Origin of the sequence: Klebsiella sp. w6 (genome assembly GCF_033100215.1) — a bacterium.
In the GTDB taxonomy this organism is placed as follows: domain Bacteria; phylum Pseudomonadota; class Gammaproteobacteria; order Enterobacterales; family Enterobacteriaceae; genus Klebsiella; species Klebsiella variicola.
In genome coordinates, this window is sequence record NZ_CP136907.1 from 765,625 (window position 1) to 787,210 (window position 21,586).

The 21,586-nt window shown below is 58.3% G+C and carries 20 protein-coding genes and 1 other RNA gene; 11 read left to right on the forward strand and 10 right to left on the reverse strand.

What is annotated here, in order from left to right:
* Positions 1-77 precede the first annotated feature (77 nt).
* Entirely contained in the window at positions 78-1,310 is a 1,233-nt protein-coding gene (serA, locus tag R0140_RS03780) for a phosphoglycerate dehydrogenase (RefSeq protein WP_008806446.1), read from the forward strand.
* Between the two features lie 83 nt (positions 1,311-1,393).
* Here serA and R0140_RS03785 read toward each other — a convergent pair whose 3' ends face one another.
* From R0140_RS03785 to zapA, 3 genes are all read right to left on the reverse strand, one after another.
* Positions 1,394-1,990, reverse strand: coding sequence for a 5-formyltetrahydrofolate cyclo-ligase (locus R0140_RS03785; protein WP_012967234.1), 597 nt, complete (start codon positions 1,988-1,990; stop codon positions 1,394-1,396).
* Positions 1,991-2,089: 99 nt separating this feature from the next.
* A non-coding RNA gene (gene ssrS, locus R0140_RS03790) (6S RNA) lies at positions 2,090-2,273 on the reverse strand.
* A 40-nt stretch (positions 2,274-2,313) separates the two neighbouring features.
* Positions 2,314-2,643: a cell division protein ZapA gene (gene zapA, locus R0140_RS03795; RefSeq protein ID WP_004205298.1), complete on the reverse strand. Its 330-nt coding sequence runs from the start codon at positions 2,641-2,643 to the stop codon at positions 2,314-2,316.
* A 166-nt stretch (positions 2,644-2,809) separates the two neighbouring features.
* Between zapA and R0140_RS03800 the strand changes: the two genes are divergently transcribed.
* From R0140_RS03800 to R0140_RS03835, 8 genes are all read left to right on the forward strand, one after another.
* Positions 2,810-3,388 (forward strand): YecA/YgfB family protein, encoded by a 579-nt coding sequence (locus R0140_RS03800; RefSeq protein WP_142792203.1) that lies wholly within the window; start codon positions 2,810-2,812, stop codon positions 3,386-3,388.
* 23 nt (positions 3,389-3,411) lie between these two features.
* Positions 3,412-4,728 (forward strand): Xaa-Pro aminopeptidase, encoded by a 1,317-nt coding sequence (gene pepP, locus R0140_RS03805; protein WP_008806443.1) that lies wholly within the window; start codon positions 3,412-3,414, stop codon positions 4,726-4,728.
* Positions 4,725-5,903, forward strand: a complete 1,179-nt coding sequence (gene ubiH, locus R0140_RS03810) for a 2-octaprenyl-6-methoxyphenyl hydroxylase (RefSeq protein ID WP_022064835.1) — start codon at positions 4,725-4,727, stop codon at positions 5,901-5,903. The genes pepP and ubiH overlap by 4 nt, the downstream gene beginning before the upstream one ends.
* 10 nt (positions 5,904-5,913) lie before the next feature.
* Positions 5,914-7,116: an FAD-dependent 2-octaprenylphenol hydroxylase gene (gene ubiI / locus R0140_RS03815; protein ID WP_117122471.1), complete on the forward strand. Its 1,203-nt coding sequence runs from the start codon at positions 5,914-5,916 to the stop codon at positions 7,114-7,116.
* Between the two features lie 422 nt (positions 7,117-7,538).
* Complete coding sequence (gene gcvT / locus R0140_RS03820) at positions 7,539-8,633, forward strand: glycine cleavage system aminomethyltransferase GcvT (protein ID WP_008806440.1); 1,095 nt, start codon at positions 7,539-7,541, stop codon at positions 8,631-8,633.
* 24 nt (positions 8,634-8,657) lie between these two features.
* Entirely contained in the window at positions 8,658-9,047 is a 390-nt protein-coding gene (gene gcvH, locus R0140_RS03825; protein ID WP_002916479.1) for a glycine cleavage system protein GcvH, read from the forward strand.
* Positions 9,048-9,253: 206 nt separating this feature from the next.
* A complete protein-coding gene (gcvP, locus tag R0140_RS03830; protein ID WP_023323258.1) occupies positions 9,254-12,127 on the forward strand; it encodes an aminomethyl-transferring glycine dehydrogenase in 2,874 nt (957 codons plus the stop codon).
* Between the two features lie 60 nt (positions 12,128-12,187).
* Entirely contained in the window at positions 12,188-12,931 is a 744-nt protein-coding gene (locus R0140_RS03835) for an SDR family oxidoreductase (protein ID WP_008806437.1), read from the forward strand.
* 231 nt (positions 12,932-13,162) lie between these two features.
* On the opposite strand, the gene R0140_RS03840 is transcribed toward R0140_RS03835, so the two are convergent.
* From R0140_RS03840 to R0140_RS03865, 6 genes are all read right to left on the reverse strand, one after another.
* Positions 13,163-13,666 (reverse strand): protein disulfide oxidoreductase, encoded by a 504-nt coding sequence (locus R0140_RS03840; RefSeq protein WP_022064985.1) that lies wholly within the window; start codon positions 13,664-13,666, stop codon positions 13,163-13,165.
* Positions 13,656-14,267 carry a DsbA family protein gene (locus R0140_RS03845; protein ID WP_032740990.1) on the reverse strand — a complete coding sequence of 204 codons (612 nt, stop codon included), beginning with the start codon at positions 14,265-14,267 and terminating at the stop codon, positions 13,656-13,658. Before R0140_RS03845 ends, R0140_RS03840 begins: the two co-directional genes overlap by 11 nt.
* A 1-nt stretch (position 14,268) precedes the next feature.
* Entirely contained in the window at positions 14,269-16,278 is a 2,010-nt protein-coding gene (locus R0140_RS03850) for a protein-disulfide reductase DsbD family protein (protein WP_049152859.1), read from the reverse strand.
* A 49-nt stretch (positions 16,279-16,327) separates the two neighbouring features.
* Positions 16,328-16,687: a hypothetical protein gene (locus R0140_RS03855; RefSeq protein WP_012967243.1), complete on the reverse strand. Its 360-nt coding sequence runs from the start codon at positions 16,685-16,687 to the stop codon at positions 16,328-16,330.
* A 124-nt stretch (positions 16,688-16,811) separates the two neighbouring features.
* Positions 16,812-18,245 (reverse strand): 6-phospho-beta-glucosidase BglA, encoded by a 1,434-nt coding sequence (bglA, locus tag R0140_RS03860; protein ID WP_110184899.1) that lies wholly within the window; start codon positions 18,243-18,245, stop codon positions 16,812-16,814.
* A 119-nt stretch (positions 18,246-18,364) separates the two neighbouring features.
* Entirely contained in the window at positions 18,365-19,093 is a 729-nt protein-coding gene (locus tag R0140_RS03865; RefSeq protein WP_012967245.1) for a MurR/RpiR family transcriptional regulator, read from the reverse strand.
* Positions 19,094-19,143: 50 nt separating this feature from the next.
* Between R0140_RS03865 and yqfB the strand changes: the two genes are divergently transcribed.
* Together yqfB and trhA are read left to right on the forward strand one after the other, a co-directional pair.
* Positions 19,144-19,455: a N(4)-acetylcytidine aminohydrolase gene (yqfB, locus tag R0140_RS03870; RefSeq protein WP_008806430.1), complete on the forward strand. Its 312-nt coding sequence runs from the start codon at positions 19,144-19,146 to the stop codon at positions 19,453-19,455.
* A gap of 163 nt (positions 19,456-19,618) precedes the next feature.
* Positions 19,619-20,278 carry a PAQR family membrane homeostasis protein TrhA gene (gene trhA / locus R0140_RS03875; protein ID WP_008806429.1) on the forward strand — a complete coding sequence of 220 codons (660 nt, stop codon included), beginning with the start codon at positions 19,619-19,621 and terminating at the stop codon, positions 20,276-20,278.
* Positions 20,279-20,433: 155 nt separating this feature from the next.
* Here the strand turns inward: trhA and ygfZ are convergent, their stop codons facing one another.
* Positions 20,434-21,417: a tRNA-modifying protein YgfZ gene (gene ygfZ, locus R0140_RS03880; RefSeq protein ID WP_032740987.1), complete on the reverse strand. Its 984-nt coding sequence runs from the start codon at positions 21,415-21,417 to the stop codon at positions 20,434-20,436.
* Between the last annotated feature and the right edge of the window lie 169 nt (positions 21,418-21,586).

The window sequence follows — 21,586 nt, forward strand, 5'->3', positions numbered from 1 at the left end:
GATAGTTTTTTTTGATATGTTGCTGAGACGAACTTTCGTTCAGCACGACATCAGTTAAGACAAAACAGGACGGGGAAATGGCTAAGGTATCACTGGAAAAAGACAAGATTAAATTTCTGCTGGTTGAAGGTGTGCATCAAAAGGCAATCGATAGCCTTCGCGCAGCAGGTTACACCAACATTGAATTTCATAAAGGCGCGCTGGACTCCGAACAGCTGAAAGCGTCGATCCGTGATGCCCATTTCATCGGCCTGCGTTCCCGTACCCATCTGACTGAAGAGATTTTCGCCGCGGCGGAAAAACTGGTTGCCGTGGGTTGCTTCTGCATCGGTACCAACCAGGTCGATCTGAACGCCGCCGCGAAGCGCGGTATTCCGGTGTTTAACGCGCCATTCTCGAATACCCGTTCGGTGGCCGAGCTGGTCATCGGTGAGCTGCTGCTGCTGCTGCGCGGCGTGCCGGAAGCCAACGCCAAGGCGCATCGCGGCGTATGGAATAAGCTGGCAGTCGGCAGCTTTGAAGCGCGCGGCAAGAAACTGGGGATTATCGGTTACGGCCATATCGGTACCCAGCTCGGCATTCTGGCGGAATCGCTGGGGATGCATGTCTTCTTCTATGATATTGAAAATAAACTGCCGCTCGGCAACGCCACCCAGGTTCAGCATCTCTCCGACCTGCTGAACATGAGCGATGTGGTCAGCCTGCACGTGCCGGAAAACGCCTCCACCAAAAATATGATGGGTGCGGAAGAGCTGGCGCTGATGAAACCGGGCGCGCTGCTGATCAACGCCTCCCGCGGTACCGTGGTGGATATTCCGGCGCTATGCGATGCGCTGGCGAGTAAGCATCTGGCCGGGGCGGCTATCGACGTCTTCCCGACAGAACCCGCCACCAACAGCGACCCCTTCACTTCGCCACTGTGCGAGTTTGATAACGTGATCCTGACCCCGCATATCGGCGGTTCAACCCAGGAAGCGCAGGAGAACATCGGTCTGGAAGTGGCTGGCAAGCTGGCGAAGTACTCTGACAACGGGTCAACTCTGTCGGCAGTTAACTTCCCGGAAGTTTCTCTGCCGCTGCATGGCGGCCGCCGTCTGCTGCATATCCATGAGAACCGGCCGGGCGTCCTGACCGCCATCAACCAGATCTTCGCCGCGCAGAGCATCAACATTGCCGCGCAGTATCTGCAAACGTCGCCGCAGATGGGCTACGTGGTTATTGATATTGAAGCGGAAGAAGATGTTGCCCAGCAGGCGCTGCAGGCAATGAAAGCGATCCCGGGGACTATCCGCGCCCGTCTGCTGTTTTAATCATTTTTGCCTCTCGGGCAGGTCGCGTACCTGCCCGTTTTTTTGTTAATACTTTCCAGGCTGAAATTCTCGTCCTCGAGTACCTACCAACTCCAGGTTTTTCCCGGGGTGATCACCGCTGGTAACGGGATATCCCACTCTTCGCTTGGCAGGCTATCCACCTGCTGGCAGTCGTGCGCGTAGCCTACCGGCTGCAGGCGATACTGCTGCCAGTTTTGCAGCGTCCGGTCGTAAAAACCGCCGCCCATTCCCAGCCGTTGGCCACTGACATCGAAGGCCACTAGCGGGGTCACCAGCACATCGAGTTCAGCGAGCGGCAGCACGTCCCGCACATCGAGCTTCGGTTCGCGGATTTTCAGGCGATTCACTATCAGTTGGCTCTGTGGATGGTAGTGTAAAAACAACAGGTTTCCGGGGCTAAACGGATGCAGCACCGGGAGATACACCCGTTTGCCGGCGCGCCAGAGCTGGTCAATTAGCGGCTGGGTGTCCAGCTCGCCGTCAAAGGAGAGGAACAGCGCCACGGTATGAGCGAGTACGACCGGCGGCCAGGCCATCATCCGCTCGGCGGCCTGTTGGGCAAACAGGCGCTGTTGCTCCGGGCTGAGCGCGCGGCGACGCTCGCGGATCTGCTGGCGAATATGCTGTCTGGAGAGCGGGATATCAGGCTGTAGGGTCATACAGGTCTCATTACGAGCAAGCGAAACAGTACGAGGAAGTGTAATACAGGGCGGCAGCAGCCGAAAACTAGAGCGTTGGGATAATGCGAACTAAAGAAGGGAATCTCCGAGATGCCGCCGCAGGCTGTAACCCTTGAACCCTTGGTTCAAGGTGAATGTGTCGTCACAGTTTTAAGGCTTCTCGGACGAACCGAGCATGCTCACCAACCGTGGAGCGCCACATTCTTGTGGTATGAAATATCGGCTCAGGGGACTGGCCCGCTTGCAAACATCTCAGAGAAATTTTGTTCTGGAATTACTCTAACACAGTTAACTGCAAAGTGTTATTCAAACTTTGACCCTGGTCTTTCGCTTATGCGACCTTGCTCAAGCAATGCCTGTTCAATGGTCTGCTGAAGCATCCGAATGCGCTGCTCCATGCTCGAAGCGTAGTCGCGGGTCTTCGCTTTTTCCTGAGTCAACTCATAGCTGATGTTCAACGCGGCGATGAAGACCAGCTGCTCAGTATTTGTGACTCTAGTGCGTTCTTTTAAATCTTGCAACCGCTGATTAAGGTCTTCAGCTGCCTGATTCAGGGCATCCCTTTGTTCAGGCGGGCAATTCACTCGCAGTGAACGGCCGAAAATTTGGAGATCTACGGGTTGTGCAGACATGCCACCTTCCTGCTGATTGACTGCGCTGCCTTCACATCCGAGCCTGGGTCTGCGAAGGGGCGACACTATAGCTACCCTGGTGCAGGGATACAAGCCCTTTTCTGGTTCACCAGGGTCCAAAGTGGTAGCATATCATGAATATTCCTCCCAACGATGACGAATGCGCATGTCTATACAGAACGAAATGCCTGGTTACAACGATGTAGACCAGTTACTGAACCAACAAGGGGTCGGCCTCACCCCAGCCGAAATGCACGGTTTGATCAGCGGATTGCTGTGCGGCGGCAACACGGACAGCAGCTGGCTGCCGATGGTGCACGACCTGACCAACGAAGGGCTCGCCTTTGGTCATGAACTGGCCCAGGCGCTGCGTAACATGCATTCCGCCATCAGCGATTCACTGGATGACGACGGTTTCCTCTTTCAACTGTATCTACCGGAAGGCGATGCGGTAAGCGTCTTCGACCGCGCCGACGCTCTCGCCGGTTGGGTCAACCATTTCCTGCTCGGCCTTGGCGTCACCCAACCGAAGCTGGATAAAGTGAAAGACGAGACCGGGGAAGCGATTGACGATCTGCGTAATATTGCCCAGCTGGGCTACGATGAAGACGAAGATCAGGAAGAGCTGGAGATGTCTCTGGAGGAGATTATCGAGTATGTCCGCGTTGCCGCACTGCTGTGCCACGACACTTTTTCTCGTCAGCAGCCAACCGCACCGGAAGTCCGCAAACCGACATTACACTAACTAAAATTCGTTCAGGGGGCGTCATGACTCAGCAGGAATTTCTCTCGCGTCGCCAGGCGCTGCTGGCGCAGATGCAGCCAGGCAGCGCGGCGCTGATTTTCGCCGCACCGGAAGCGGTGCGTAGCGCAGATTCGGAATATCCCTACCGGCAGAACAGCGATTTTTGGTACTTCACCGGCTTCAACGAACCGGAAGCGCTGCTGGTGTTGATCAAAAGCGATGAAACGCACAACCATAGCGTGCTGTTTAACCGGGTTCGCGATCTGACCGCTGAGATCTGGTTCGGTCGCCGTCTGGGCCAGGATGCCGCGCCGGCGAAGCTCGGTGTGGATCGTGCGCTGGCGTTTAGCGAAATCAACCAGCAGCTGTATCAGCTGCTCAACGGCCTGGATGCTATCTACTTCGCCCAGGGTGAATATGCCTATGCCGATGAGATTGTGTTTAACGCCCTCGAAAAACTGCGCAAAGGCTCTCGCCAGAATCTGCAGGCGCCGAACTCGGTCATCGACTGGCGGCCCATCGTGCATGAGATGCGCCTGTTTAAATCTGCGGAAGAGCTGGCAGTGATGCGCCGCGCCGGCGAAATTTCCGCCCTTGCCCATACCCGGGCGATGGAAAAATGTCGCCCTGGCATGTTCGAGTATCAGCTGGAAGGCGAAATTCTCCATGAATTCAACCGCCACGGCGCGCGTTTCCCGTCCTATAACACCATCGTTGGCGGCGGCGAAAACGGCTGCATTCTGCACTACACCGAAAACGAATCCGAGCTGCGCGATGGCGATTTAGTGCTGATTGACGCCGGCTGCGAATACCGCGGCTATGCGGGCGATATCACCCGCACCTTCCCGGTTAACGGTAAATTCAGCAAACCGCAGCGTGAAATCTACGACATCGTGCTGGAGTCGCTGGAAACCGCGCTGGAGCTTTATCGTCCGGGCACCTCCATTTATGAAGTTAATCAGGAAGTGGTGCGCATTATGATTACCGGCCTGGTGCGGCTGGGGATCCTGAAAGGCGAGATTGACGAGCTCATCGCCAACAACGCCCACCGCCCGTACTTTATGCATGGCCTGAGCCACTGGTTGGGTCTGGATGTGCACGATGTCGGTAATTACGACACCGACCGTTCGCGGGTACTGGAACCGGGAATGGTGCTGACCGTCGAGCCGGGGCTGTATATCGCCACCGATGCCGACGTACCGGCCCAATATCGCGGCATCGGCATTCGTATTGAAGATGACATCGTCATTACCGAAGACGGCAACGAAAATCTCACCGCCAGCGTGGTGAAGAAGGCGGATGAGATCGAGGCGCTGATGGCGGCGGCGCGCCAGTCATGAGCGTGCTGATCGTCGGCGGCGGGATGACCGGGGCGACGCTCGCGCTGGCCATCTCCCGTTTGACCGGCGGCGCCCTGCCGGTCCATCTGATTGAGGCGCAGGATCCGCATTCGTCACGCCATCCCGGTTTTGACGATCGGGCAATTGCCCTGGCGGCCGGTACCTGCCAGCAGCTGGCGCGCATTGGTATCTGGCAGACCCTGGCTAAACGAGCGACGCCCATCCAGCGGGTCCATGTCAGCGACCGTGGTCACGCTGGTTTTGTGAACCTGGCGGCGGCCGATTACGGCTTGTCGGCGCTGGGGCAGGTGGTTGAACTCCACGATGTCGGCCAGCGGCTGTTTAGTCTGCTGCGCGAGGCGCCGGGCGTCACCCTGCACTGTCCGGCGAAAGTGGAAGCGGTCAGCCGCCGCGAGGAGAGCGTCAGCCTTACGCTTGAGGGCGGCGAAATCATCAACGGTAAGCTGCTGGTGGCGGCGGACGGTTCCCGTTCGTCGCTGGGCGCTCACTGCGGCATCAGCTGGCAGCAGCAGCCGTATGAGCAGATAGCGATCATTGCTAACGTTAGCACTGCGTTGCCGCACGAAGGCCGCGCCTTCGAGCGCTTTACCGAGCATGGTCCGCTGGCGATGCTGCCGATGTCGCAAGGGCGCTGTTCGCTGGTGTGGTGCCATCCGCAGTCGCGGCGCGACGAGGTACAGAGCTGGTCTGACGAACGTTTTTGTCAGGCGTTACAGCAGGCATTCGGCTGGCGGCTGGGGCGTATTACCCATGCCGGTAAGCGCAGCGTCTATCCGTTAGCCTTAACCACCGCCACCCGTGCGGTGTCGCATCGCCTGGCGCTGGTCGGTAATGCGGCGCAGACGCTGCATCCGATCGCCGGGCAGGGCTTTAACCTCGGCCTGCGCGACGTGATGAGCCTGGCGGAGATGCTTGCCGATGCGCATGTGGCCCGCGACGATGTGGGCGATTATTCCCTGCTGTGCCGCTACCAGGCACGGCGGGCAGGTGATAAAGCCGCCACTATCGGTGTCACCGATGGGCTGGTGCATCTGTTTGCCAACCGTTGGGCGCCGCTGGTGGCGGGGCGCAACGTCGGTCTGATGGCCATGGACTTATTTACCCCGGCGCGCGATGCGCTGGCGCAGCGTACCCTCGGTTGGGTTCCCCGTTAAGGAGTAAAACGTGCAAAGTGTTGATGTTGCCATTGTTGGCGGTGGAATGGTGGGACTGGCGGTAGCCTGCGGTTTACAGGGCAGCGGCCTGCGCGTCGCGGTGCTGGAGAAAGCAGCGCCGCAGCCTCTGGCCGCCGATGCGCCGCCGGCGCTGCGCGTTTCGGCGATCAATGCCGCCAGCGAAAAGTTGCTGACTAAGCTGGATGTCTGGCGCGAGATCGTCGCCCAGCGCGCCAGCTGCTATCACGGTATGGAAGTGTGGGACAAAGACAGCTTCGGCCGCATTAGCTTCGATGACCAGAGCATGGGCTTTAGCCATCTGGGCCATATTATTGAAAATGCCGTGGTGCATCACGCATTGTGGCAAAAAGCGCAGCGCTGCGCTGACGTCACCCTGCTGGCGCCTGCGGAACTACAGCAGGTGGCGTGGGGTGAAAACGAAGCCTTTCTCAGCCTGCAGGACGGCAGCATGTTGACCGCGAGGTTGGTGGTGGGCGCTGATGGCGCGAATTCATGGCTGCGTAATAAGGCCGATATTCCGCTGACCTTCTGGGATTACCACCATCATGCGCTGGTGGCGACGATTCGCACCGCTGAGCCGCATCAGGCGGTGGCACGCCAGGCGTTCCATGGCGAGGGTATTCTGGCCTTCCTGCCGCTCAGCGATCCGCACCTGTGCTCGATCGTCTGGTCGCTATCGCCAGCGGAAGCGAAGCGGATGCAGGAGGCTGATGAAGCCACCTTCAACCAGGCGCTGAATATCGCCTTCGATAATTGCCTCGGCCTCTGCCAGCTGGCAAGCGAACGTGAAGTCTTCCCGCTGACCGGCCGCTATGCCCGTCAGTTCGCCGCCCACCGCCTGGCGCTGGTCGGCGATGCCGCGCATACCATCCACCCGCTGGCCGGGCAGGGGGGGAACCTTGGCTTTATGGACGCCGCCGAGCTTATCGACGAGTTGAGGCGCCTGCATGCGCAGGGGAAAGATATCGGCCAGCATTTGTACCTGCGCCGCTATGAGCGCAGCCGCAAACACAGCGCCGCGCTGATGCTGGCGGGTATGCAGGGATTCCGCGAAATGTTCTCCGGCAGCCATCCGGCGAAGAAATTCCTCCGCGACATGGGACTCAAACTGGCCGATTCGCTGCCTGGCGTAAAACCGCAGCTGATTCGTCAGGCGATGGGCCTCAACGATCTCCCCGCCTGGTTACGTTAACCCCGTCACACTTCTTTTACCCGGCCTGCGTGCCGGGTTTTCTCCCTCATTTGAAATATTCTAATTTCACCTCTTTTTTCGCATTAGTTTTATTAATGCGCTCTTTTTTTTGTTAAAGAAATTAGGCCCGTAAAATCGCATAAAACACCATCATTACCTTATCGATGAAAGCTTGATGTTAATTTTATGTGGCATAAATCGCTTTTTTCCAGTCAATAACTCTGTAGGCTTTTCGGCGGATTTTAGTCATAAGCTAATGTGATGCCCTGAATGAGCTTATGGTTTAGCGCCGGGTTCGGTGGTAAGTTCAGGCAAAAGAGAACGTTTGCGTCGGCGTCCGTCAGCGGTGCCGTCGCCGAATTTCGTGGCGCAAAATCGCCGACAATCTCGTGGCTGGTTCCGTTTTATTCGATGAGGAAAAGATGGCTCAACAGACTCCGTTGTATGAACAACACACGCTATGCGGCGCTCGCATGGTGGATTTCCATGGCTGGATGATGCCGCTGCATTACGGATCCCAGATTGATGAGCACCATGCGGTGCGCGGCGATGCAGGGATGTTCGATGTGTCGCATATGACCATCGTCGATTTCCACGGCAGCCGGATCCGCGAGTTCTTGCGCTATTTGCTGGCCAACGATGTGGCGAAGCTGACCACCCCAGGCAAAGCGCTCTACACGGGAATGCTTACCGCCTCCGCTGGCGTCATCGATGACCTGATTGTCTATTTCCTTTCTGAAGATTATTTCCGCCTCGTTGTTAACTCCGCCACCCGCGAAAAAGACCTCGCCTGGATCTCCGAACAAGCTGAACCTTACGGCCTTGAAATTACCGTTCGCGACGATCTGTCGCTGATCGCGGTGCAGGGCCCCCAGGCGAAAGCGAAGGCGGCAACGCTGTTTACTGATGCGCAGCGTCAGGCCGTGGAAGGCATGAAGCCGTTCTTTGGCGTGCAGTCCGGCGACCTGTTTATCGCCACCACCGGTTATACCGGCGAAGCGGGCTATGAAATTGCGATGCCGAACGAGCAGGCCGCTGATTTCTGGCGCGGTCTGCTGGATGCCGGCGTTAAGCCGTGCGGTCTCGGCGCGCGTGACACCCTACGCCTGGAGGCCGGGATGAACCTGTATGGCCAGGAGATGGACGAAGGCGTCTCCCCGCTGGCGGCGAACATGGGCTGGACTATCGCCTGGGAGCCCGCCGATCGTAACTTTATCGGTCGCGAAGCGCTGGAGATGCAGCGCGAAAAAGGCACCGAGCAGCTGGTCGGCCTGGTGATGACCGAGAAAGGCGTCCTGCGCGGCGGCCTGCCGGTCCGTTTTACCGATAGCGACGGTAATCAAAAAGAAGGCATTATCACCAGCGGCACCTTCTCGCCGACCCTGGGCTACAGCATCGCGCTGGCGCGCGTGCCGGCCGGGATTGGCGACACCGCGGTGGTGCAAATTCGTAACCGTGAAATGCCGGTAAAAGTGACTAAACCTGGTTTTGTACGCAATGGCAAAGCCATTGTGTGATTTCCCTTTTTTGGAGATGAATTGATGAGCAACGTACCAGCAGAACTGAAATACAGTAAAGAACACGAATGGCTGCGTAAAGAAGCAGACGGCACCTATACCGTCGGGATCACCGAGCACGCGCAGGAGCTGCTTGGCGATATGGTTTTCGTTGATCTGCCGGAAGTGGGCGCCACCGTTGAAGCGGGCGCCGATTGCGCCGTTGCTGAATCCGTGAAAGCGGCTTCTGATATCTACGCGCCGATTAGCGGTGAAATCGTTGCCGTCAACGAAGAGTTAAACGACTCTCCGGAACTGGTCAACAGCGACCCGTATACCGATGGCTGGATCTTCAAAATTAAAGCCAGCGACGAAGCGCAGGTTGCCGCGCTACTGGATGCCGCCGCGTATGAAGCTTTACTGGAAGACGAATAAATACGCTTCATCCTTCATGCTGCAGGGGTGTTGGCTTCCTGGCTTCCCCCGGTCACTTACTTTTGTAAGCTCCCGGGGAGTCGCTGTGTCGCCGCCTTCCTGCAACGCGAATGATTTTGCGTATTCTGGCCCGGTAAGCATCAGCGCTTGCCGGGCAAACCAGTCAGACAATCACGATTCACCGCACGTTTCAGGAACCATCGCTCATGACTCAGACTTTAAGTCAGCTTGAAAACCGCGACGCCTTTATTGAACGTCACATTGGCCCGGACGCTCAGCAGCAGCAAGAGATGCTGAAGACCGTCGGCGCGGATTCGCTTAACGCCCTGATTGGCCAGATTGTGCCGCAGGATATCCAGCTGGCGACCCCACCGCAGGTGGGCGACGCGACTACCGAATTCGCCGCGCTGGCGGAGCTGAAGGCGATTGCCGGTCGCAACAAGCGCTTCAAGTCTTACATCGGCATGGGCTACACCGCCGTGCAGCTGCCGCCGGTCATTCAGCGCAACATGCTGGAAAACCCGGGCTGGTATACCGCCTATACCCCTTACCAGCCGGAAGTCTCCCAGGGCCGTCTGGAATCGCTGCTCAACTTCCAGCAGGTCACGCTGGATCTGACCGGGCTGGATATCGCTTCCGCTTCGCTGCTCGATGAAGCCACCGCCGCCGCCGAAGCGATGGCGATGGCCAAACGCGTCAGTAAACTGAAGAACGCCAACCGTTTCTTCGTTGCCGCCGATGTCCATCCGCAAACCCTGGACGTGGTGCGCACCCGTGCGGAAACTTTCGGCTTCGACGTGATCGTCGATGACGCCGACAAAGTGCTCGATCACCAGGATGTCTTTGGCGTGCTGCTGCAGCAGGTGGGCACCACCGGTGAAATCCACGATTACAGCAAACTGATCGCCGAGCTGAAAGCGCGCAAAGTGATTGTCAGCATCGCCGCCGACTTTATGGCGCTGGTGCTGCTGACGGCGCCGGGCAAGCAGGGCGCGGATATTGTCTTCGGTTCCGCCCAACGTTTCGGCGTGCCGATGGGCTATGGCGGCCCGCACGCGGCCTTCTTCGCGGCGAAAGATGAATTCAAACGCTCCATGCCGGGCCGGATTATCGGCGTATCGAAAGATGCGGCGGGTAATACCGCGCTGCGCATGGCGATGCAGACTCGCGAGCAGCATATCCGCCGCGAGAAAGCGAACTCCAACATTTGTACCTCGCAGGTTCTGCTGGCCAACATCGCCAGCCTCTACGCGGTATTCCACGGCCCGGCGGGCCTGAAACGTATCGCTGGCCGCATTCATCGCCTGACCGATATTCTGGCCGACGGCCTGCAGAAGAAAGGGCTGAAGCTGCGTCATGCGCACTACTTCGATACCCTGTGCGTCGAAGTGGCGGATAAAGCTGCGGTGCTGGCGCGTGCCGAAGCGCTGCAGATTAACCTGCGTAGCGATATTCACGGCGCGGTTGGCATTACGCTCGATGAAGCGACCACCCGCGAAGATGTGCTGAACCTGTTCCGCGCCATCGTCGGCGACGATCACGGTCTGGATATCGATACCCTGGATAAAGACGTGGCGCTGGATAGCCGTTCGATCCCGGCGGCGATGCTGCGCGACGATGCGATCCTCACCCATCCGGTGTTTAACCGCTACCATAGCGAAACCGAGATGATGCGCTACATGCATGCGCTGGAGCGTAAAGATCTGGCGCTGAACCAGGCGATGATCCCGCTGGGCTCCTGCACCATGAAACTGAACGCCGCGGCGGAGATGATCCCGATCACCTGGCCGGAATTTGCCGAGCTGCACCCGTTCTGTCCGGTCGAGCAGGCGGAAGGTTATCATCAGATGATCGCCCAGCTTTCTGACTGGCTGGTGAAACTGACCGGCTATGACGCCGTCTGTATGCAGCCGAACTCCGGCGCGCAGGGCGAGTATGCTGGCCTGCTGGCGATTCGCCACTATCACGAAAGCCGCAACGAAGGCCATCGCGATATCTGCCTGATCCCAAGCTCCGCGCACGGCACCAACCCGGCTTCCGCGCAGATGGCGGGTATGCAGGTCGTGGTCGTTGCCTGCGACAAAAACGGCAACATCGATCTTGCCGACCTGCGTGAAAAAGCAGAGCAGGCAGGGGCGAATCTCTCCTGCATCATGGTCACCTATCCGTCAACCCACGGCGTGTATGAAGAGACCATCCGTGAAGTGTGCGAGATCGTGCACCAGTTCGGCGGCCAGGTTTATCTCGATGGCGCCAACATGAACGCCCAGGTCGGGATCACTTCTCCGGGCTTTATCGGCGCTGACGTTTCGCACCTCAACCTGCATAAAACCTTCTGCATTCCGCACGGCGGCGGCGGTCCGGGTATGGGCCCTATCGGTGTGAAAGCGCACCTGGCGCCGTTTGTACCGGGCCACAGCGTGGTACAGATTGAAGGTATGCTGACCCGTCAGGGCGCGGTTTCCGCCGCGCCGTTCGGCAGCGCTTCCATTCTGCCGATCAGCTGGATGTATATCCGCATGATGGGCGCGGAAGGCCTGAAGCAGGCGAGCCAGAACGCGATCCTTAACGCCAACTATATCGCTACCCGGCTGAAAGAGGCTTACCCGGTGCTCTATACCGGCCGCGATGGTCGCGTGGCGCACGAATGTATTCTCGATATTCGTCCGCTGAAAGAAGAGACCGGCATTAGCGAGCTGGATATTGCTAAACGCCTGATCGACTTTGGTTTCCATGCGCCGACCATGTCCTTCCCGGTTGCCGGGACGCTGATGGTTGAGCCGACAGAATCGGAAAGCAAGGTAGAGCTGGACCGCTTTATTGACGCCATGCTGGCGATCCGCGCGGAAATCGACCGCGTCAAAGCCGGTGAATGGCCGCTGGAAGACAACCCGCTGGTGAACGCGCCGCACACCCAGGGTGAGCTGGTGAGCGAGTGGAACCATCCGTACAGCCGCGAGCTGGCGGTATTCCCGGCTGGGTTGCACAACAAGTACTGGCCGACGGTGAAACGTCTGGATGATGTCTACGGCGACCGCAACCTGTTCTGCTCCTGCGTGCCGATGAGCGAATACCAGTAAGTGGTGAATTAGCTAAACTTTTAAAGGCGCTGCGGCGCCTTTATTTTTTGGAGGGAAGGTATGGCGATAGCTCTGATTAGCGGCGCGAGCCGCGGCATAGGCCGGGCGACGGCGCTGCTGCTGGCGCAGGAAGGGTATACCGTCGCGGTTAATTATCATCACAACATTAACGCCGCCACCGAAGTGGTCAATACCATTGTTGAATCTGGCGGCAAAGCCACGGCGCTGCGGGCGGATATCAGCGATGAAGCGCAGGTGATGGCGATGTTTGAGGCGGTTGACCGCATGGGCGAACCGTTGACGGCATTGGTCAACAATGCCGGGATCCTGTTTACCCAATGTACGGTGGAGAGCCTGAGCGCCGAGCGTATTAACCGCGTGCTGGCCACCAACGTCACCGGCTACTTCCTCTGTTGTCGTGAGGCGGTAAAGCGCATGGCGCATCGGCATGGCGGCAAGGGCGGGGCGATAGTTAACGTGTCGTCGGCGGCCTCGCGCCTTGGCGCGCCGGGCGAGTACGTTGACTATGCCGCCTCAAAAGGGGCGGTAGATACCCTGACCACCGGGCTGGCGCTGGAGGTGGCGGCGCAGGGGATCCGGGTAAACGGCGTGCGTCCGGGGCTGATTTATACCGAGATGCATGCTTCCGGCGGCGAACCGGGACGCGTGGACCGGGTAAAAAATTCGCTACCGATGCAGCGCGGCGGCCAGCCGGAAGAGGTCGCTCAGGCCATTGCCTGGCTGCTGAGCGACAAAGCGTCGTATGTGACGGGCAGTTTTCTTGAACTGGCGGGCGGTAAATAACCCATAGATGTCTATTGCCCGGCGGCGCTGCGCTTGCCGGGCCTACAGGGTAACCTTCCCGGATGGCGGCTACGCCTTATCCGGGCTACCCAACGATGCGTACCCGTAGCCCGGCTGAGCGCAGCGCGAGCCGGGTAACCTTCCCGCATGCGGCTACGCCTTATCCGGGCTACCCAACGATGCCTACCCGTAGCCCGGCTAAGCGCAGCGCGAGCCGGGGAAACCGACGGTCTACCAGGAGGCCAGCCACAGCCTCAGGCGCATTCCCCAACCGCTGGTCCAGCCGGTGGTAACCGACTTCACCTCGCCTTGAGAAATGACCACCAGCGTTGGCGTTACCTGGATATCCCACTGCCGCGCCAGTTGGCCGCTCGGGTCATTCACCGTCGGCAGCGTCATTTTCTTCCTGGTCAGCCACTTCTCCAGCGCGGCGTTATCGCCGGAACGCAGGGCTACCGTCAGCACATTGCCGCCGTCGGCGGCAAGCGATGCCACCGACGGCGTGGTATAGCGACAGACTCCGCACCAGGTCGCCCAGACGTACAGCAGCAGCGGCTTTTGCTGGCTCATGGCGTTCAGATCCAGCGTCCTGCCGTCGAGTGTCTGCAGCGATGTGGCGCTGACGTTTTGCGGCAGCGCGGGCTGGCGAAAATAATCCACCGCCAGGCTCACCGCCGCGCCAATCAGCAGCCACACCGCCAGCTCGCGCAGCCAGCGCCTGATTTTACTGGCCACGGGCTTTCCCCAGCTGTTCTTTCACCAGCCCCTCCAGGTCTTCAGCAGGGATCGCGCCGGCCACCATCTGATCGCCGATGATGGTCGCCGGGGTGCCCTGAATATTCAGCACCTGCGACAAAATCAGGTTCATCTTCAGCGAATCCATGGTCTTGTCATCAATATTCACGCTATCGGTGGCGGTTTTCTTCTGCGCGGCGGCGATACTGGCGTCATCGTGATAGCCTTTTTTTGCCATCAGCCGCTGATGCAGCGCCCAGAATTTATCGGGCTGCTGACGCCAGGTGGAGAGCGCGGCTTTAGCGGCATTCACCGAACTCTGCCCTTTAAACGGCAGCAGCTTAACGATGAGCTGAATATCCGGATTATCGTGGACGATTTTTTCCAGCAGCGGATCAAACTGTTTGCAGTAAGGACAGTTGTAATCGGTAAACGAGACGATTGTGAGTTTTGGCTCTTTCGCGCCGGTGCGCGGGCTGTTCGGATCGTTAAACAGCAGCTGGGCTAACTGGTCATTACCGTTCGATTGCGGTTTTTCCGCCGGCGCGGCGAAGCTGAAGGCCGATACGCACAGCAGTAATAAGGCGGTGATAGCTCTCATGTTATTTTCCTTTAGCGGCGGACAGGGTGGCGAGAAGTTGTTCGCGGTCTAACAGCGCAGGCAGGATCTCTCCCTGCGGCAATCCCGGTCCGTAAATCTGGTTAAACGGCACCGCGGCGTTGCCGCGTGCGGTTAAAAACTGACTAATGTCGGCGGAGGGTCGGCTCCAGTCGCCGCGTAAGGCGACCACGTCTGGCGCTGATAGCGCCTGCTGGATGTCGTCGCGCAGCAGCACGTTGTATTTATTGGCTTTACAGGTCACGCACCAGTCGGCGGTGACATCAATAAATACCCGTTTATGCTCCGCAAGGCCGTTAGCGATAGCCTGCTCGCTGAGCGGCTGCCAGTTAACCCGGTCGCGGCGCGGGCCCTGGCCGTCCTGTTGGACGACAAAGGCGACGGCGCCCGCCACCACGATGGCCAGAGCGCCCGCGCGCAGCGCCGTACGCCAGCGGTAGCGCCAGGCGGTGGCCAATAGCAGGCCGATGGCCAGAATCACCAGCAGGGTAAGCACCGGCGTGCGGCCGATGTGGATCGTCAGCAGGCTAACCAGCCATAGTGCTGAACCAAGCATCATTAGCCCCAACACCACGCGCAGATGATTCATCCAGCGGCCTGGACGTGGAAGTCGTTGCGCCAGCCCCGGCCAGGCGACAATAAGCAGCCACGGCAGGCTCATGCCGATCCCCATGGCGAAGAAAATCCCCCACAGCAGCGGCAACGGCGCCACCAGCGCCACCGACACGGCGGTACCGAGGAACGGCGCGGTACAGGGCGTCGCCAGCAGGGTGGCGAAGGCGCCCTGCCAAAAATGGCCCATCAAGCCGTTGCCGCCGCGGGTGGCGAGGAAGGTACTGGCGCTGGAGGAGAGACGGATTTCGAATAGTCCCAATAAACTGGCGCTGAACAGCACAATCACCAGTGCCATCGCGCCGATAAACCACGGGTTCTGGAACTGGATCCCCCAGCCGAGCGCCTGATTACCTAAGCGTAGCGCGGTCATCATCAGCGCCAGCGCCAGGAAGGAGACGACGATCCCGCATACCGAGGCGAGGAACTGCCGCCGCACCGCGCCGCGTTCGCGACGTTCGGTTTGCACCAGCGAGCCGAGCTTCATCGCCAGTACCGGCAGCACGCACGGCATGACGTTGAGAATAAGCCCGCCGGCCAGCGCCATCAGCAGCACCCAGCCTAATGCCACTCCTGCCGCGGCGCTGCCGGCGGCGACGGCGATTTGGCTTTCCTGCGCCTGGCCGCTATCGGCCAGCACCAGCGACAGCGTTTTGCCGCTCAGATCCGGCGCCGCCTCGCCCCAACTATCGGTGACCGGTACGGTGGCGGTCAACGTATCGCCGCGGCTGGTAAAGCTCGGCTTGCCGAAATCGACATCCTCCATGCTGTCGATAAACAGCGCTGGCTGCTGCCAGCCGGCATCGCGGCGGGCAGTTACCGTCAGCTTTCCGCTGACGTAGCTGGCGCTAAGCGCCGAGGTGAGACCGTCGCGCAGCGGCAGCGTGCCCATCGCGCGGGTGAAATCGTAATTAAATTGCTCCCCCGCCGGAGCCGTCATATCCAGCGAAAAGGGGTAGTCAGTGAGAATGCAGACATTGCTGCAGGTAGAGAGCGTCAGGACGCCGCTAAGCGTCGGCGGTATTTTCCCGCGCAGGGTCATCGGGAAGCTGACGTCGCCGTGATACCCCTGAGTGGAAATACCCGCGACGTCGAAGCGCTGCGGCGTCGGCCAGCGCCAGTTAACCTCCAGCGGCGTGTGCCAGGCGATAGCTGGCGCGATGCCGCCTTCGCCCGGCGAACGCCAGTAGGTTTTCCAGCCCTTTCCCAGCGCTACGTCTAAAAGCAGGCGGGTGTCGCCATTGCTTCCGCTTTGCGCCCGCAGGCGCACGCTGGCGTGTTGATTGTCGGCGACGCGCAGCCAGCCGCTATCGGCGGCCTGGCTGACGGGCAGCCATAGCCAAAGCAGGCAGACCAGCAGTCGCCTGAATACCATAAACATAAATTTTCTCCGTAAGTAATAAATTAACCTGAGCTGTCAGGAGAATTAATCACTCACGGAAGACGCATAATCGCAGATGCACCCGCAATCGGGGTGGGGAGATAACGCGGGGAGGCCACTGGCGTTCGATACGCGGCGGGATCGCCGCCAGCACCGCCAGCAGCAGAGTGATAGCCAACAGCGCCCCTTCAAACAGCATCGGCGGAACGGCCATCAGCGACTTGGCGCTGAGCTCGCACGGCGTGACCGGCGCCTCGGCCTTATCCGGGTTTTGCTGTAGCGACGGGCTGTCGGCGGTGAGGTTCATGACCAGCGCGTGCATCCCGGCCATCCGCTGGGCGGTGCAGGTCAGCACCACCAGACAGGCCAGGAGGACAAAAAGAATGGCTTTGCGTTGTCGCTTAATCATGGTCGCCTCAAATATTCACGAGGCCTATCTTATCGGGCGAACGCGTTTTAGCAATGGTAAAGCTGTAAAGAAGTGTCTGGCGGATAAGTGATTTGCCCCCTCCCGGCCGGGAGAGGGCGGTCAGTTACAGATTCTCACCGTTGCTGGCGATAACCGCTTTGTACCAGTTAAAGCTCTTCTTGCGCGAGCGGGACATGTCGCCGGTGCCGCCATCGTGTTTATTGACGTAGATGAAGCCGTAGCGTTTGCTGTACTGCCCGGTAGTGAAGGAGACGCAGTCGATGCAGCCCCATGGGGTATAGCCCATCAGATCGACGCCGTCATAAGTCACCGCTTTGATCATCTCTTCGACGTGGGCGCGCAGATAATCGATGCGGTAGTCATCGTTGATGCTGCCGTCAGCTTCGACTTTGTCGTAGGCGCCGAAGCCGTTTTCCACGATAAACAGCGGCTTCTGGTAGCGCTCATACAGTTCGCACAGGGCGTAGCGCAGGCCAACCGGGTCAATCTGCCAGCCCCAGTCGGAGGCTTTGACGTGCGGGTTCGGCACGCTGCCTTCGAAACCGGAAATGGCATCGCCGGTGCCGCCCTCAGCTTTCACCGCGTTGGTCATGTAGTAGCTGAAGCCGAGGTAGGCGCAGGTGCCTTCGCGCAGGATCTGCGCGTCGCCGTCTTCCATTTTGATGTTGAAGCCACGGCGTTCCCATTCATTCAACACATAGCTCGGGTAGTAACCGCGCAACTGGACATCGGTAAAGACGTAGCGTTCGCGCATCGACTCCTGGGCGAACATGACATCTTCCGGTTTGCAGGAATAAGGGTAGAGGGCGACCATCGCCAGCATGCAGCCGACCTGCATATCCGGGTTGATACGACGGGCCGCTTTCACCGCCAGCGCGCTGGCGACAAACTGGTGATGCAGCACCTGGTACATGGTCTCTTCCGGATTTTCATGCTCGGTATAGACCACGCCGGAACAGCAGTAGCCGAACAGCGGCGCGCGCCAGTTGCGCTGGTTATTGATCTCGTTAAAGGTCATCCAGTATTTCACTTTGTGCTTATAGCGCTCGAAGACCACTTCGGCGAAGCGCACAAAGAAATTGACCACTTTGCGGTTGGTCCAGCCGCCGTACTGCTGTACCAGATGCAGCGGCATTTCAAAGTGGGAAAGGGTGATCACCGGCTCGATGTTGTACTTCAGCAGTTCATCGAACATGTCATCGTAGAATTTCAGCCCCTCTTCATTCGGCTGGGTTTCGTCGCCCTGCGGGAAGATGCGGGTCCAGGCAATAGAGGTGCGGAAGCATTTGAAGCCCATCTCAGCGAACAGTTTGATGTCTTCTTTGTAGTGGCCGTAGAAATCGACCGCTTCGTGATTAGGGTAATATTTACCCGCTTCGACCTGGTGGGTGATTTCGCGCGGTACGCCGTGCGCCCCGCCAGTCAGCACGTCGCAGATGCTCGGGCCTTTGCCGTCTTTATTCCAGCCGCCTTCAACCTGATGCGCGGCGACCGCGCCGCCCCACAAAAAGTCTTTGGGAAGAGTCAATTTTTTCATCTTTGCTAATCTCTCTGAATAACTATTGCGATTGAGTCTAGCAAAGCGAAATTGAATGTCACGATATAACAAATTCCGCTAAAGGTAATATGTTACATCGAAAAAACAGGCTGTTATTTTTAGCTGATTTTGCGCGCTAATTTACGTCCCAGCGATTCAAGGATATAGATCACCGGAATTTGCGTTGTAATATCGTAGACGCCGCCGATGCGCGTCTGCGGCACGTGCCAGGAGAGATTGAAATCAGCCAGTTTCGCCAGTCGCGAATGCTCGTGGCTGGTAATCGACATCACCTTGCAGCGGTGCAGGCTGAACTGGCTGGCGAAGCGCAGGATCTCTTCGGTTTCGCCGGAGACGGAAAGCACGATCGCCAGCGCGTTACGGGCCATATCATTGGTTACCGGAAAATAGGGGTCGTCAATATGGTTGCTGAATTTACCGACGTTGGAAAAGAAGCGTGCGCCATATTTCGCCAGCGCGCCGGAGGTGCCGGCGCCGACGAAAATAATACGTTCCGACGCGAGAATAATATCCACGGCCTGCTCGAGTAATTCATCGAATTCGTCATTATTGACGCTTTTAAAAAAGCTCATAATTTCGCTGGCGCCGATATTTGCCTGTTGAGGCTCATTCTGCTCAAGATATAATTTAAAGCGTACGCGAAATTCAGAGTAGCCCTCGCACTGCAGTTTGCGGCAGAAGCGCAACACGGTGGTGGTGGAGACCCCGGCGGCCTCGGCCAGTTCGCGGATGGTCATGTACATCACTTTGTCACGATTCTTAATGACATAGTGATAGACCATCATCTCAAGATTATTGAGACTGGCGACAGCGGCGTGGGAGAACATACTCACAGTGGCGAACTCACAATTCATAATGACCAGGACGGAATTATATCATGCAGGCCAATGACATTACCTTTTTTCAGCGTTTTCAGGAGGACATCCTTGCCGGGCGCAAAACGATTACTATCCGCGATGCGGCGGAATCGCATTTTAAACCGGGTGACGTCCTGCGCGTTGGGCGCTATGAAGATGACGGCTATTTTTGCACCATCGCCGTGACCGCCACCTCGACGGTGACGCTCGATACGCTAACTGAACAGCATGCTCAACAGGAGAATATGACCCTCGAACAACTGCGGCAGGTGATTAGGGAAATCTATCCTGCGGAAGATCGGTTTTATGTTATTGAATTCAAACGCCTTTAAATAAAACCGGCACAGCTGTTAGTTGAAATAATCTTGTAACATTTTGATTTTAATGTATTTACAAATATACATCGTTTTATTTTGGCTAACAGGTGTTCACTGGAATCATTCTCAGTTACCCTAAGTGGGCAATGAAAGCGTTCTTGTTTTCACGGAGTCAAATATGGTGCGCAAACCATTAATCACTCAGGGATATTCTCTGGCAGAGGAAGTTGCCAACAGTATCAGCCACGGGATCGGGCTGGTGTTCGGTATTGTCGGCCTCGTGTTGCTGCTGGTGCAGGCGGTAGACACCAACGCCAGCGCGACGGCGATCACCAGCTACAGCCTGTACGGCGGCAGCATGATTATGCTGTTCCTCGCCTCTACGCTCTATCACGCGATCCCGCATCAGCGGGCGAAACAGTGGCTGAAAAAGTTCGACCACTGCGCTATCTACCTGCTGATTGCCGGGACCTACACGCCGTTTTTGCTGGTGGGGTTGAATTCACCGCTGGCGAAGGGGCTGATGATCGTCATCTGGAGCCTGGCCCTGCTGGGGATCCTGTTTAAGCTGACCATCGCACACCGCTTTAAAATTCTGTCGCTGGTGACTTATCTGACCATGGGCTGGCTGTCGCTTATCGTGGTCTATCAGCTGGCAGTGAAGCTGGCGGTGGGCGGCGTAACGCTGCTGGCGGTCGGCGGGGTGGTGTACTCGCTGGGGGTTATCTTCTACGTCTGCAAACGTATTCCCTATAACCACGCTATCTGGCACGGCTTCGTGCTCGGCGGCAGCGTGTGTCACTTCCTGGCGATCTATCTGTACGTCGGCCAGTCCTGATTAAACTTCCACGGTGGCGCTGCGCTTACCGTGGCTACGGTTATCTGCGGCCTGGAAATCCCACGGTGGCGCTACGCTTACCGTGGCTACGGTATTTGCAGTCAAGTAGCCCGGCTAAGGCGCGAGCGCCGCAAGCCGGGAGTCATAACGCTTTATTACACGTCTTCCAGCGAATAGGGCAGCGGTTCGATGCGCAGGCTTCCGGCATCGTCGCGCACGCGGAAGATGCTGTCCGGCTCCATATCGTTATTCATCACCACCTGCACCAGCAATTGGCCATCATCCAGCTGAACCGCCGCAAGCACCGTCCCGGTGCGGCGCCAGTTGTCGCCCATTTTCAGCTCCAGATCTTCCCCCGCTTCCGGCACCCGGCTGGCGGTCCCTGACAGCGTCCACAGCGCACGCTTATTGGCACCGCGGAATTTCGCCCGCGCCACCATCTCCTGACCGGTGTAGCAGCCTTTCCTGAAGCTGATGCCGCCCAGCGCCTGCAGGTTGGTCGCCTGCGGAATGAACTGCCCGCTGTTGGCGCTGTCGATAACCGGCAGACCGGCTTCAATATTCAGCGCCAGCCACTGCTGGCTGTTGTTGAGCTGCGCTTCGCCGCGCAGCGCGTCGGTAATGCGGTTAGCGGTGTCGACATCAGTCACCAGCAGGAAGCGTTCGCCCGGATGGTCAAACCACAGCAGGCTGGTGGCGCCTTCGCTGACCACCGGGGTGGCTGCGTCGGGCAGGGCGGCGAACAGCGGCGCCAGCGCGGCGCGCGCCTGGAAGCCGGCCACCCCCAACAGAACCAGATCGTCGTTGGCGGCGATGGTGACTTTGGAGAAGACGGCATATTTTTTCAGTTCGGTCAGCTGTACGTCGCGCAGGCTGCGGCGCTCGATCCATGCGAAGCCGCCGTCGCGGCGGAACACGCGCAGGTTGCTCCACATCTTGCCTTTGGCGTCACAGTGGGCGGCAAGCAGATGCTGAGCATCGGTGAGACTGCTCACATCGGCGGTAATCTGGCCCTGCAGATATTTTTCGCTATCCGGCCCGCTAATCGTCGCCAGCGCCCAGTCATCCAGGGTCATCAGCGTTAACGGCAGACGAGCGGAAGAGGAAGGCTGACGCGGAGGAAAAGGTGTAAAAGCCATAGTCATATCCTGAATCGCTTAACGCAGTGTGTGTGACCAATGGTAAAAGAGCTATAGTGCATTGCAAGTGCTTTCAACAGGCCATTTGTGCGCTGGCGTGAGACAGCCGCCTGACGCAGGGAATCAATAAGCCCATCATTATTTTATGGTTTTTATGGAAGGATGCTCG